The organism is Citrobacter sp. H12-3-2 (assembly GCF_009649895.1).
Taxonomy (GTDB): Bacteria; Pseudomonadota; Gammaproteobacteria; order Enterobacterales; family Enterobacteriaceae; genus Citrobacter; species Citrobacter portucalensis.
Window position 1 is genome coordinate 1,523,605 of the sequence record NZ_CP045837.1, and the last position, 13,005, is coordinate 1,536,609.

General features: G+C 55.1%; 13 protein-coding genes. 10 read left to right on the plus strand and 3 right to left on the minus strand.

What is annotated here, in order from left to right; all coding sequences use genetic code 11:
• Nucleotides 1-26 precede the first annotated feature (26 nt).
• Complete coding sequence (gene sixA, locus GHC22_RS07210; RefSeq protein ID WP_003028179.1) at nucleotides 27-512, plus strand: phosphohistidine phosphatase SixA; 486 nt, start codon at nucleotides 27-29, stop codon at nucleotides 510-512.
• 74 nt (nucleotides 513-586) lie between these two features.
• Here the strand turns inward: sixA and smrB are convergent, their stop codons facing one another.
• Nucleotides 587-1,138, minus strand: coding sequence for an endonuclease SmrB (smrB, locus tag GHC22_RS07215; RefSeq protein WP_003839296.1), 552 nt, complete (start codon nucleotides 1,136-1,138; stop codon nucleotides 587-589).
• Nucleotides 1,139-1,304: 166 nt separating this feature from the next.
• On the opposite strand from smrB, the gene prmB reads away from it, so the two are divergent.
• Genes prmB through GHC22_RS07245 form a run of 6 tightly spaced genes read left to right on the plus strand, consistent with a single transcriptional unit; the run spans nucleotide 1,305 to nucleotide 5,855 of the window.
• On the plus strand, nucleotides 1,305-2,237 hold the full coding sequence (gene prmB, locus GHC22_RS07220) for a 50S ribosomal protein L3 N(5)-glutamine methyltransferase (RefSeq protein WP_153752569.1): 933 nt from the start codon (nucleotides 1,305-1,307) through the stop codon (nucleotides 2,235-2,237).
• 39 nt (nucleotides 2,238-2,276) lie between these two features.
• Nucleotides 2,277-3,362, plus strand: coding sequence for a chorismate synthase (gene aroC, locus GHC22_RS07225; RefSeq protein WP_003834825.1), 1,086 nt, complete (start codon nucleotides 2,277-2,279; stop codon nucleotides 3,360-3,362).
• A 3-nt stretch (nucleotides 3,363-3,365) separates the two neighbouring features.
• The gene (gene mepA, locus GHC22_RS07230) at nucleotides 3,366-4,190 is read left to right on the plus strand and encodes a penicillin-insensitive murein endopeptidase (protein WP_032944099.1); all 825 of its coding nucleotides are present in this window, start codon (nucleotides 3,366-3,368) and stop codon (nucleotides 4,188-4,190) included.
• Nucleotides 4,190-4,999, plus strand: a complete 810-nt coding sequence (locus GHC22_RS07235; RefSeq protein ID WP_003834821.1) for a sulfite exporter TauE/SafE family protein — start codon at nucleotides 4,190-4,192, stop codon at nucleotides 4,997-4,999. The genes mepA and GHC22_RS07235 overlap by 1 nt, the downstream gene beginning before the upstream one ends.
• A complete protein-coding gene (locus GHC22_RS07240; RefSeq protein WP_003834819.1) occupies nucleotides 4,999-5,547 on the plus strand; it encodes an elongation factor P hydroxylase in 549 nt (182 codons plus the stop codon). Before GHC22_RS07235 ends, GHC22_RS07240 begins: the two co-directional genes overlap by 1 nt.
• A gap of 32 nt (nucleotides 5,548-5,579) precedes the next feature.
• On the plus strand, nucleotides 5,580-5,855 hold the full coding sequence (locus GHC22_RS07245; protein WP_003028163.1) for a YfcL family protein: 276 nt from the start codon (nucleotides 5,580-5,582) through the stop codon (nucleotides 5,853-5,855).
• Nucleotides 5,856-5,969: 114 nt separating this feature from the next.
• Here GHC22_RS07245 and mnmC read toward each other — a convergent pair whose 3' ends face one another.
• Nucleotides 5,970-7,970 (minus strand): bifunctional tRNA (5-methylaminomethyl-2-thiouridine)(34)-methyltransferase MnmD/FAD-dependent 5-carboxymethylaminomethyl-2-thiouridine(34) oxidoreductase MnmC, encoded by a 2,001-nt coding sequence (gene mnmC / locus GHC22_RS07250; protein ID WP_194841958.1) that lies wholly within the window; start codon nucleotides 7,968-7,970, stop codon nucleotides 5,970-5,972.
• A 159-nt stretch (nucleotides 7,971-8,129) separates the two neighbouring features.
• Between mnmC and fabB the strand changes: the two genes are divergently transcribed.
• Together fabB and GHC22_RS07260 are read left to right on the plus strand one after the other, a co-directional pair.
• Complete coding sequence (gene fabB / locus GHC22_RS07255; RefSeq protein WP_038642358.1) at nucleotides 8,130-9,350, plus strand: beta-ketoacyl-ACP synthase I; 1,221 nt, start codon at nucleotides 8,130-8,132, stop codon at nucleotides 9,348-9,350.
• A gap of 230 nt (nucleotides 9,351-9,580) precedes the next feature.
• Nucleotides 9,581-10,759, plus strand: a complete 1,179-nt coding sequence (locus GHC22_RS07260) for an MFS transporter (protein WP_003834805.1) — start codon at nucleotides 9,581-9,583, stop codon at nucleotides 10,757-10,759.
• Here GHC22_RS07260 and flk read toward each other — a convergent pair.
• A complete protein-coding gene (gene flk / locus GHC22_RS07265) occupies nucleotides 10,756-11,757 on the minus strand; it encodes a flagella biosynthesis regulator Flk (protein ID WP_003845068.1) in 1,002 nt (333 codons plus the stop codon). The genes GHC22_RS07260 and flk overlap by 4 nt on opposite strands.
• A 108-nt stretch (nucleotides 11,758-11,865) precedes the next feature.
• Here flk and pdxB point away from each other — a divergent pair, with 108 nt between their 5' ends.
• Nucleotides 11,866-13,002: a 4-phosphoerythronate dehydrogenase PdxB gene (gene pdxB / locus GHC22_RS07270; RefSeq protein ID WP_153752571.1), complete on the plus strand. Its 1,137-nt coding sequence runs from the start codon at nucleotides 11,866-11,868 to the stop codon at nucleotides 13,000-13,002.
• Nucleotides 13,003-13,005: the final 3 nt, after the last annotated feature.

The following is a 13,005-nucleotide window of genomic DNA, read 5'->3' on the forward strand; positions in this document are numbered from 1 at the left end:
ATTCTGGTTAACAAAAGCGGTGCAATATGCAAGTTTTTATCATGCGTCACGGCGACGCGGCCCTCGATGCCGCCAGTGATTCGGTTCGTCCCTTAACCTCCTGTGGTTGTGACGAATCTCGCCTGATGGCGAACTGGCTGAAAGGTCAAAAAGTGGATATCGAACGTGTTCTGGTGAGCCCGTTCCTACGAGCCGAACAAACGCTGGATGTGGTGGGGGAGTGTATGAACCTGCCAACCGGTGTTGATGTTTTGCCGGAGCTGACTCCCTGCGGCGATGTCGGTCTGGTCAGCGCCTATTTACAGGCTCTGGCCAATGAAGGTATCGCCACGGCACTGGTTATCTCTCACTTGCCTTTAGTGGGATATCTGGTGTCTGAGCTTTGCCCAGGTGAAACACCGCCGATGTTTACCACATCAGCGATTGCCAGCGTTACGCTTGATGAGAGCGGGAAGGGTACTTTTAACTGGCAGATGAGCCCGTGTAACCTGAAAATGGCAAAAGCGATTTAAACAGGCCGGATAAGGCGCAGCCGCCACCCGGAAAATCAAAGAGCCGCAAATGCGGCTCTTTTTGTTTTTTTGCATCACGGAAGTTCGGGCGGTAGCCACTCTTCCACTTCAATCAGCACCAGCAGCGCGGCGTCGCCACCGTACTCTTTCGGTGCCTGATGAAAGGCCATTACGTGCGGATGCTGGGCCAGCCAGAGCGGCGTCTGCTGTTTCAGAATATGTTTTCCGTGGCCATGCATCACGCAGGCGCAAAATACATGCTCACGGCGACAGGCGGCAATCAGCGCGCCTAACTCTTGTTTGGCCTGTTGCTGGGTCAGCCCATGCAGATCGAGAAACAGCTCCGGAGAGTAATCGCCACGGCGCATTTTCTTCAGTTCGAAATGGCTGACGTCGGCGCGCAGGTATCTTACCGGACCGTCCGTATTCAGCAGCGGCTGAAACTCATCCGAGAAATAGTGGCTGGCATCAGCCTGCTCCTGTAGCAGTCTTTTAACCGGAACCTCGGCAATTTTTTTACGTGGAGGTCGGTGAACGATGGTGTCCTGTTTAATTTTACGCGTGCCGGTCATCAGCTGGCGAAACAGCGTCTGATCCTCCTCGCTGAGCGATGTTTTCTTTTTCATTCGAGAGTCTCAACTTTTATTTTCCGTTAGTTTAACCCGACTCGGCGGGCATCCGATCGCTTAAAACGCAATTTTCGCGTTCAGGCCCCGTGTGAATGCTGATTTATCGCCGTCTTCGTGGCAAACTAGCCGCCGAAATTAATACGAGCATGCCCTGGAGGAATACGTGGATAAAATTTTCGTCGATGAAGCAGTGAGTGAACTGCATACCATTCAGGACATGTTGCGTTGGGCGGTCAGCCGTTTTAGCGCGGCGAACATCTGGTATGGCCATGGCACGGATAACCCATGGGACGAGGCCGTACAACTGGTGCTGCCGTCACTTTATTTGCCGTTGGATATTCCAGAAGATATGCGTACCGCGCGTCTGACCTCCAGCGAGCGTCATCGTATTGTTGAACGCGTGATTCGCCGCGTCAACGAGCGCATTCCGGTTGCTTATCTGACCAACAAAGCCTGGTTCTGCGGGCATGAATTTTATGTTGATGAACGCGTGCTGGTTCCACGTTCACCGATTGGCGAGCTTATCAATAACCGCTTTGCGGGCCTTATTAATGAGCAACCGCAGCATATCCTCGATATGTGTACTGGCAGCGGCTGTATTGCCATTGCCTGCGCGTATGCTTTCCCGGAAGCCGAAGTCGATGCGGTGGATATTTCCACTGACGCGCTGGCGGTGACCGAACACAACATTGAAGAGCACGGCCTGATCCATCACGTAACGCCGATCCGCTCCGATCTGTTCCGCGATCTGCTGAAAGTCCAGTATGACCTGATTGTGACCAACCCGCCGTATGTCGATGCGGAAGATATGTCCGATCTGCCAAACGAATATCGCCACGAACCTGAGCTGGGTCTGGCGTCCGGCAGCGATGGGCTGAAACTGACCCGCCGCATTCTGGGGAACGCCCCGGACTACCTGTCAGATAACGGTATTCTGATTTGTGAAGTCGGAAACAGCATGGTACATCTGATAGAGCAATATCCGGATGTACCGTTCACCTGGCTTGAGTTCGACAACGGCGGTGACGGCGTATTCATGCTGACCAAAGAGCAGTTAGTTGCTGCTCGCGAGCACTTCAGCATTTATAAAGTCTAATTACACGCGCACATACACAACACGCATAACGGAGCCGTGATGGCAGGAAACACAATTGGGCAACTCTTTCGCGTAACCACTTTCGGCGAATCACACGGGCTGGCGCTCGGTTGTATTGTCGATGGTGTTCCGCCGGGCATTTCTCTGACAGAAGCTGACCTGCAGCACGATCTCGACAGACGCCGTCCGGGCACATCGCGCTACACTACGCAGCGTCGTGAGCCGGATCAGGTGAAAATCCTCTCCGGGGTGTTCGAGGGCGTTACCACAGGCACCAGCATTGGCCTGCTGATCGAAAATACCGATCAGCGTTCACAGGATTATGGCGCGATTAAGGACGTTTTTCGTCCGGGACACGCCGACTATACCTATGAGCAAAAATATGGCCTGCGCGACTACCGTGGCGGCGGACGTTCATCCGCACGTGAAACGGCGATGCGCGTGGCGGCCGGAGCGATTGCCAAAAAATATCTGGCGGAAAAATTCGGTGTTGAGATCCGCGGCTGCCTGACGCAGATGGGTGATATTCCGCTGGAGATCAAAGACTGGTCCCAGGTGGAACTTAACCCGTTCTTTTGCCCGGACCCGGATAAACTCGAAGCGCTGGACGAACTGATGCGCGGGCTGAAGAAAGAAGGGGACTCAATCGGAGCGAAGGTGACCGTTGTTGCACGCGGTGTACCTGCGGGTCTCGGCGAACCTGTATTCGACCGCCTGGATGCCGACATCGCCCATGCGCTGATGAGCATTAACGCCGTTAAGGGCGTTGAGATTGGCGATGGATTTGACGTTGTTGCGCTGCGCGGCAGTCAGAACCGTGACGAAATCACCAAAGAAGGTTTCCAGAGTAACCATGCGGGCGGCATTCTGGGCGGGATCAGCAGCGGGCAGCAAATCATTGCTCATATGGCGCTGAAACCGACGTCCAGTATTACCGTTCCTGGACGCACTATTAACCGCTTTGGAGAAGAAGTCGAAATGATCACTAAAGGTCGCCACGATCCGTGCGTAGGGATCCGCGCCGTACCGATCGCCGAGGCGATGCTGGCGATCGTATTGATGGATCACCTGCTGCGTCAGCGGGCGCAAAATGCGGACGTGAAGACCGATATTCCACGCTGGTAAGAGATGAAAAAAACGGCACTTGCGGCGCTGGCTCTGTTTGCCAGTACCGCCTGTCTGGCGGCGACGCCCTGGCAGAAAATTACCCATCCGGTTGCGGGCAGCGCGCAGTCTATTGGCGCGTTTTCCAATGGCTGTATTGTTGGCGCAGATACGCTGCCTGTCCAGTCAGAACACTATCAGGTGATGCGCACCGATCAGCGTCGTTACTTTGGCCATCCGGATCTGGTGAGGTTTATCCAGCGTCTGAGTTATCAGGCCAATAGTCAGGGACTGGGCACGGTGTTAATCGGCGATATGGGTATGCCGGCCGGTGGGCGATTCAATGGCGGTCACGCCAGCCACCAGACGGGACTGGATGTGGATATTTTCCTGCAACTGCCGAAAACGCGCTGGACCCAGTCGCAACTGCTGCGGCCGCAGGCGTTAGATCTGGTCTCACAGGATGGTAAACGTGTTGTGCCGTCACTGTGGAAACCGGAGATTTTCAGCCTGATCAGGCTGGCTGCAAAAGATAATGAAGTAACGCGTATTTTCGTGAATCCGGCGATTAAGCAACAACTTTGTCTGGATGCAGGGACCGACAGGGACTGGTTGCGTAAAGTGCGGCCGTGGTTCCAGCATCGTGCGCATATGCACGTGCGGTTACGTTGCCCTGCCGACAGCCTTGAGTGCGAAGATCAACCGTTACCGCCACCGGGTGACGGCTGTGGCGCAGAGCTGCAAAGCTGGTTCGAACCTCCAAAACCTGGAACCACCAAGCCTGAGAAGAAGACACCGCCGCCGTTGCCGCCTTCCTGCCAGGCGCTACTGGACGAGCATGTACTCTAATGGATCATTTTGCCTCTCTGTTTATGGTGTCGCCACTGCTGTTAGGTGTGCTTTTTTTTGTGGCGATGCTGGCAGGTTTTATTGATTCTCTGGCCGGAGGTGGTGGTCTACTCACCATCCCGGCATTGATGGCGGCCGGGATGCCACCTGCGCAAGCGCTGGCAACCAATAAGCTGCAAGCCTGCGGGGGATCTATCTCTTCCTCCCTCTATTTTATTCGTCGGGGTGTGGTTAATCTGGCGGATCAGAAGCTCAATATCTTCATGACCTTTATCGGCTCAATGAGTGGTGCGCTGTTGGTTCAGCACGTGCAGTCAGATGTTCTGCGCCAGATCCTGCCAGTATTGGTTATCTGTATTGGCCTTTACTTTCTGTTGATGCCGAAAATCGGGGAAGAGGACCGACAGCGCCGACTGCACGGTTTGCCTTTCGCGCTGGTGGCCGGGGGCTGCGTCGGCTTTTACGATGGCTTTTTTGGTCCGGCGGCAGGGTCATTCTACGCGCTGGCCTTTGTCATGCTGTGCGGATACAACCTGGCGAAATCGACGGCCCACGCCAAAGTATTAAATGCCACATCGAATATCGGTGGGTTGTTGCTGTTTGCCCTCGGCGGCAAAGTGATTTGGGCGACAGGTTTTGTGATGCTCATTGGCCAGTTTATTGGCGCACGGATGGGCTCTCGACTGGTACTCAGCAAAGGACAAAAACTCATTCGGCCAATGATCGTTATTGTCTCCGCCGTGATGAGCGCCAAGCTACTTTATGATAATCATGGACAGGAGATTCTCCACTGGCTGGGGATGAACTAATGAATAATACGCATCACTACGAACAGTTAATTGAGATTTTTAACGGCTGCTTTGCCGATGAATTTAATACCCGTCTGATTAAAGGCGACGACGAACCGATCTATCTTCCAGCGGATGCGGAATTACCGTATCACCGTATCGTTTTTGCGCATGGTTATTACGCCAGTGCGTTACACGAAATTTCACACTGGTGCATCGCCGGTAAAGCCCGTCGTGAACTGGTCGATTTCGGTTACTGGTACTGCCCGGACGGACGCGACGCGAAGACACAATGCCAGTTTGAAGATGTGGAAGTGAAGCCGCAGGCGTTTGACTGGTTGTTTTGCATGGCGGCGGGCTACCCGTTTAACGTCAGTTGCGACAATCTGGAAGGGGACTTTGAACCGGATCGCGTGGTATTCCAGCGCCGTGTTCATGCTCAGGTGATGGAGTACCTGGAAAAGGGGATCCCTGAACGTCCGGCGCGTTTCATTAACGCGTTACAGAATTATTATCACACGCCTGAACTTACGGCGGAACAATTCCCGTGGCCCGAAGCGCTCAACTGAAGCCGCTGCCACGTTTACAATGAGGAAATAAGATGATCGCGGAGTTTGAATCACGCATTCTGGCATTAATCGACGATATGGTAGAGCACGCCAGCGATGATGAGTTGTTTGCCAGTGGCTATTTGCGTGGGCACCTGACGCTGGCTGTGGCTGAGCTGGATGCTGGCGAGGACCATTCCGCTGAGGCATTGTACGCCAATGTGACCAGCAGCCTGGAAAAAGCCATCAGCGCAGGCGAACTCTCGCCGCGTGACCAGGCGTTAGTGAAAGAGATGTGGGACACACTGTTCCAGAAGGCAACGCAATAATAATTGCAGTGGATTGTGCCGGATGGCGACGCGAAGGCGTCTTATCCGGCCTACGCGGACGGGGGTTGTAGGCCGGATAAGCGTAGCGCCATCAGGCAATGGCGAGATGGTATCTTATTTCACCGCTTTACCCTTCAATAACTTCCTCACCCACAGACGATTCGGATTCAGCGCTGCCAGCGTGCTGGCATCCATGGGTATAGGTTCATCGCTCATTTGCGATGCCAGAATTTCTGCACACAGCGGGGCAGTACACAGTCCGCGCGAGCCCAGTGCACCTAACATAAATAAATCGGAATACACCGGGGCGTTTACGGCGTGCTCTTTGTCTTCGGCAAGAGTGGCATACTGGCTGAGCGTGGCGTCATAATCCGCGACGTTGCCGACCATTGGCATGTGATCGCGCGTGGCACAGCGCACTCCACAACGGGCGGCATTGCCACTAACGTCTACTTCTTTTGCCCATGCGGCATTCGGGAAACAATCTATTAAGCGCTGACGGTTTTGCTGCTGATCGTCCGCACGATACACCGTTTCTTCACTTCCGCGATGATAGCTGGCGCCAATGCAGTGCTGCTGGTTTTGCGGGTTGTGCGGCGTGAGGTAGCCGTCATAGCACAGCACCTGACGCAGCGCTGAAAGCGAAGGCGTGGTAGGAATGTGACTCACCTGACCGCCTACGGAGTAGACCGGTAGCGACTGCGTCTGCTCAACGCCGTTAATGCGATGCCCGTTAGCCAGAACCACCGCAGCGTGAGTGGCGGTTTCGCCACTGGCAAACGTCAATTGCCAGTGTTCTGTCTGCCGAGACAGCGAGGCCAGCGTATGTTGATACCGGGTGCGTAATCCCAGCGTTGCGGCGTAGTCGAATACGGCGGCGGTTAATTGTGCCGGACACAGCCATCCTCCGGCAGGGTACTGAATCCCGCCGCATCCGGTTTCTACGCCGGTCGTTTGTAAAACCTGCTCTGCGTTAACGCTGACGGCGAGCGCATCAGGCAATTCAAGGGACAGCATTTGGTCGATTTTTTGCTGGCTTTTTTCATCCCACGCCAGTTGCGTCACACCGCACCAGTCATGCGCGAACTCAACGGGGAGGGCGTCATACAGTCGACGAGCGAAGGTAAACGCGGTGGGGAAAAAGAGATTAATGGCCGCGTCATGCTTGCTGAGTAGCGGATAAAGCGCGCCCTGGCGATTGCCGGATGCCCCCCCGGCTGGATTATCGTCGGCGCAATAGAGTGTGACCTGCCAGCCGCGACGCAGTAACGCCAACGACAGCAATGCGCTGGCAATCCCCCCACCAATAATGGCGGCTTCGCGTTTATCTGTTCCGGAACGTGCAAACCAGGGAGCCGATGAAGGGAGCGTCAGCGTCTGTTCCATTACGCCACAGAGCATTTCGCGTTTGCGACCAAAGCCTTTGCATTTTTGCATCGTAAACCCGGCTTCCTGCAATCCCCGACGCACAAAGCCCGCTGAGGTGAAGGTCGCCAGCGTACCGCCCGGACGAGCCAGACGGGCCATTGCGTTAAACAGCGTTGGCGTCCACATATCCGGATTTTTTGCCGGTGCGAAACCGTCCAGAAACCAGGCGTCCACTTTTTGATTCAGGGAGTCATCGAGCTTACTGGTCAGTTCGTTAATATCGCCAAACCACAGATCCAGCGTGACGCGTCCTTCATCAAGGAGCAGGCGATGGCATCCCGCCAGTGGCAGCGGCCATTGCTCTTGCAGCGCCGTGGCCCATGGGGCAAGTTCTGGCCAGTGCTGATGAGCTAAGGTGAGATCTTCACGCGTTAGCGGATATTTTTCAAAACTGATGAAATGTAATCTTTCCAGGGTAGCTTCAGGATGGGTATCGCGAAAATCGGTAAATGCCTGCCAGAGCGTCAGGAAGTTAAGTCCGGTGCCAAACCCGCTTTCTGCCACCACGAAGAGGGGACGTGAATGCGCAGGGAATCGCTGGGCGAGATGATTCCCGCCGAGAAAGACGTAACGTGTCTCTTCCAGCCCGTTATCATTAGAAAAATAGACATCGTCAAAATCTCGGGAAACAGGTGTACCCTCAGCGTTGAATTCAAGGTTTGCAGGTTGTATAGCGTATTGTTTCACGTAAGTTACTCGTCTGGCAGGCTGTGCCCCGATCTTAGCGATGAGTGCCTGGCTGCGCAAATTTCCACATTAAATGGCTGATCGGACTTGTTCGGCGTACAAGTGTACGCTATTGTGCCACTCGAAACTTTAAAATAGTGCGACTTACAGAGGTATTGAATGAAACGTGCAGTGATTACTGGCTTGGGCATCGTTTCCAGCATCGGTAATAACCAGCAGGAAGTCCTGGCATCTCTGCGTGAAGGACGTTCAGGGATCACTTTCTCTCAGGAGCTGAAGGACTCCGGCATGCGTAGCCACGTTTGGGGCAACGTAAAACTGGATACCACTGGCCTCATTGACCGCAAAGTAGTGCGCTTTATGAGCGACGCATCCATCTATGCATTCCTTTCTATGGAACAGGCAGTGGCTGATGCCGGCCTTGCAGCAGAAGATTACCAGAACAACCCGCGCGTTGGCCTGATTGCAGGTTCCGGCGGCGGCTCCCCGCGTTTTCAGGTGTTCGGTGCTGACGCAATGCGTAGCCCGCGTGGTCTGAAAGCGGTTGGCCCGTATGTGGTCACCAAAGCGATGGCGTCCGGCGTTTCTGCCTGCCTCGCAACGCCGTTCAAAATCCACGGCGTAAACTACTCTATCAGCTCTGCCTGTGCGACATCTGCGCACTGTATCGGTAACGCGGTAGAACAAATTCAGCTGGGCAAACAGGACATCGTTTTTGCAGGCGGCGGCGAAGAGCTGTGCTGGGAAATGGCGTGTGAATTCGACGCCATGGGCGCGCTGTCTACCAAATACAACGACGATCCGTCCAAAGCTTCCCGTACCTATGACGCAAACCGCGATGGTTTCGTTATTGCAGGCGGCGGCGGTATGGTCGTGGTTGAAGAGCTGGAACACGCGCTGGCACGTGGCGCGCATATCTACGCGGAAATCGTCGGTTACGGCGCAACGTCCGATGGCGCAGACATGGTTGCTCCGTCTGGCGAAGGCGCAGTACGTTGCATGCAAATGGCGATGCACGGTGTAGACACCCCGATCGACTACCTGAACTCTCACGGTACCTCTACCCCGGTAGGCGACGTGAAAGAGCTGGGGGCAATTCGTGAAGTGTTTGGCGACAACAGCCCGGCAATCTCTGCGACTAAAGCCATGACCGGCCACTCCCTGGGCGCAGCTGGCGTACAGGAAGCTATCTACTCTCTGCTGATGCTGGAACACGGCTTTATCGCGCCGAGCATCAACATTGAAGAGCTGGATGAGCAGGCGGCAGGTCTGAACATCGTGACTAAACCGACCGAGCAGGCGCTGACTACTGTGATGTCCAACAGCTTCGGCTTTGGCGGCACTAACGCAACTCTGGTTATGCGTAAGCTGAAAGCATAAGACAGTGTGCCGGATCTTATATCCGGCTCATGCTGTACAGTAAAGGGAGCCGTCAGGCTCCCTTTTTTATATCGTTGACAATCGATCGGGTTTACAGGCAGACTCCAGCTTCAACATTATCCTCTTGATAATGCGTAAGCGTTTAACGTTATCCAACGCACCTTAATCCTGATAGTCAGGTAGAGGGGGCGTGGACATTCCTCGCCTTACTCTGCATTTTGGAGTAACGCATGACAGCTGTAACCCAACAAGAAAAAACACCTTCGGCGAACTTTTCGCTGTTTCGTATCGCTTTTGCAGTTTTCCTGACCTATATGACGGTCGGTCTCCCTTTGCCCGTGATTCCTCTGTTTGTGCATCAGGAACTGGGCTATGGCAATACCATGGTCGGTATCGCCGTAGGCGTACAGTTTCTGGCAACGGTATTAACGCGCGGCTACGCCGGGCGCTTAGCCGATCAATATGGTGCTAAACGCTCGGCGCTACAGGGGATGTTTGCCTGTGGGCTGGCGGGCGCGGCGTGGCTTTTAGCCGCGCTATTACCTGTTTCTGTCCCTGTAAAATTTGCGTTGTTAATCGTCGGGCGTTTGATCCTCGGTTTTGGCGAAAGCCAACTGCTCACCGGTACGCTGACCTGGGGGTTGGGGCTGGTCGGTCCAACACGCTCCGGTAAGGTGATGTCGTGGAACGGAATGGCGATTTACGGCGCGCTGGCCGCCGGTGCACCGTTGGGCCTGTTGATCCACAGCCACTTTGGCTTCGCGGCGCTGGCGGGAACGACGATGGTATTACCGCTGCTGGCATGGGCATTCAACGGCACCGTGCGCAAAGTGCCTGCGCATGCAGGAGAACGTCCTTCGTTATGGAGCGTAGTCGGGCTTATCTGGAAACCGGGCCTGGGCCTGGCGCTGCAGGGCGTTGGCTTTGCGGTGATCGGTACCTTTATTTCACTCTATTTTGTCAGCAACGGCTGGACGATGGCGGGGTTCACCCTGACTGCGTTTGGCGGGGCATTTGTGCTGATGCGCATTCTGTTTGGCTGGATGCCGGACCGTTTTGGCGGCGTGAAGGTCGCCGTTGTCTCTTTGCTGGTGGAAACTGCGGGGCTGATTCTGCTGTGGCAGGCCCCATCGGCCTGGATTGCGCTGCTCGGGGCGGCATTAACCGGGGCCGGGTGTTCGCTTATCTTCCCGGCATTGGGCGTCGAGGTGGTGAAGCGAGTGCCCGCGCAGGTTCGTGGTACGGCGCTGGGCGGTTACGCCGCGTTTCAGGATATCTCCTACGGTATAAGCGGTCCGGTAGCCGGGGTGCTGGCCACCGCGTACGGTTATCCCTCAGTGTTCCTTGCCGGGGCGATATCCGCCGTGGTGGGGATTATTGTAACGTTGCTTACGCTGCGTAAAGGTTAAGCGACCAGCCAGAAAATGGCTAACGCAATCATCAACGCAACAAACAGCAGTCCCGGTCGTGCCGACAGAGATTTAACCGTTTCAATCATCGGCGCGAACGGGCTGTAAATGGGCTGCAGATGACGCGGATCGCTGAGCTCACGTTCTCGTTCCACGCGACGCAGGAAAATTTGATTGAGCAAGTCCTGCACCTGCACCGTGGTCAGAATCGATTGTGGTTGGATCTGATACGTCTGCTGCGCGTATTCTTTTATCGCTGTCAGCTCATTCGGCTCTAATGGCAGCTTCAGCGCCGCCTGGAGCGTTTGTAGCGTTGGTGCGCTTTGCAGGCTGAGCGTCTGGCGCGCCTGCAGCCAGGTGACCAGGTGCGTAAACTGTTTGGCAGGGATCAGCTCACCGCTTTTTACGCCAGACAACTCCAGCATCGACTGCCAGATCATCTTCCCGGATTCTCCCGTGGCCGCCGCCAGTTTGGTAACTAACTGGTTCAGCGTATTGTGCTCTGCGGGGAGCAACGGGCGATCGGTAGCCGGGCGCTGCTGCGGCTGCGGTATCGACAGCTGTCCTTGTTGCAGTAGCGTGAGCACGTTCTTCAACTGCTCAGGCGTGAGCTGGCTGAGCGCCGTTTGCCCATACTGCTGACGGATAAAATCACTAACCGCCTGGCGATTATTTCCCTGGCTCAGTAATTCAGTGAGCTGCGAAAGCACCTGACGATTAACATGATTTTGCTGAGCAACCCCCAGTCGTTGGTTAAGGTTTTGCTCAGCGGCAGGAAAGTGACGTGACTGCAGTGGCGTATCACTTTTGACGCCCAGATCGTGCTTCATTCCGGCCCACACCTCAGCGCTTTGCTGCTGGGTGAGTGAAATCAAACGGGTAATTAGCCGTTCCAGCACAGTACGTTGTTGCGTGGATAACGGTTGTTCACCCGCAGCGGAAGGGGCATTTTGGCCTTCGCCGGGAGGGCGTGCGGGCGTACCTGAAATGGGCTGCATCATCTCTGTTCCTTAAATCTGTGCTGACCAGGTCTCGCAGTATGCCTGGCGGCGAGATTATGGCACACTTGCCCGGTTAACTCTCGTTCTCAAACAGGTGCGAAAGACGTGAAAATCCTCGTTGATGAAAATATGCCCTATGCCCGCGAACTGTTCAGTCGTTTGGGGGAGGTCAAAGCGGTTCCCGGTCGTCCGATTCCCGTTGCTGAACTGGATGATGCGGATGCTTTAATGGTGCGCTCGGTGACGAAAGTAAATGAATCACTGCTTGGCGGAAAACCGGTTAAATTTGTCGGTACGGCAACCGCTGGCACAGACCATGTGGATGACGCCTGGCTTGCGCAGGCGGGGATCGGTTTTTCCGCCGCGCCCGGTTGTAACGCAATAGCGGTCGTAGAATATGTTTTTTCAGCGTTACTGATGCTGGCGGAGCGCGACGGGTTTGCGTTACGCGCTCGCACCGTAGGCATTGTGGGTGTGGGTAACGTGGGCGGGCGTTTGCAGACGCGTCTGGAAGCGCTGGGGATCCGCACGCTGCTGTGCGATCCACCGCGAGCCGATCGCGGTGACGAAGGCAATTTCTGCTCGCTGGATGAACTGGTTGAGCAAGCCGATGTGCTGACTTTCCATACCCCACTGTTTAAAGACGGGCCGTACAAAACGCTGCACATGGCGGATGACGCGCTGATTAGCCGGTTGAAGCCGGGCACTATTTTGATCAACGCCTGCCGTGGGCCGGTCATCGACAATACGGCATTGCTGAACCGATTGAATGCCGGTCAGTCGCTGAGCGTTGTGCTGGATGTCTGGGAAGGAGAGCCGGATCTCAATGTGGCGTTGCTGGAGAAAGCCGATATCGGCACGGCGCACATTGCCGGGTATACCCTCGAAGGAAAAGCGCGTGGCACCACGCAGGTCTTTGAGGCCTATAGTAAGTTTATTGGTCACGAGCAGCACGTTGCGCTCAGTACCCTGTTACCCGCGCCGGAATTTGGTCGTATCACCCTGCACGGCCCGTTAGATCAGCCAACGCTGAAAAGGCTGGTGCATTTAGTGTATGATGTGCGCCGCGATGATGCGCCGCTGCGTAAAGTCGCTGGAATTCCGGGTGAGTTTGATAAACTGCGTAAAAATTACCTTGAGCGTCGTGAATGGTCGTCTTTATATGTGATGTGTGACGACGCAACGGCTGCTGCCTTATTGTGTAAGCTGGGTTTTAACGCTGTTCATCATCCGGCACATTAATGT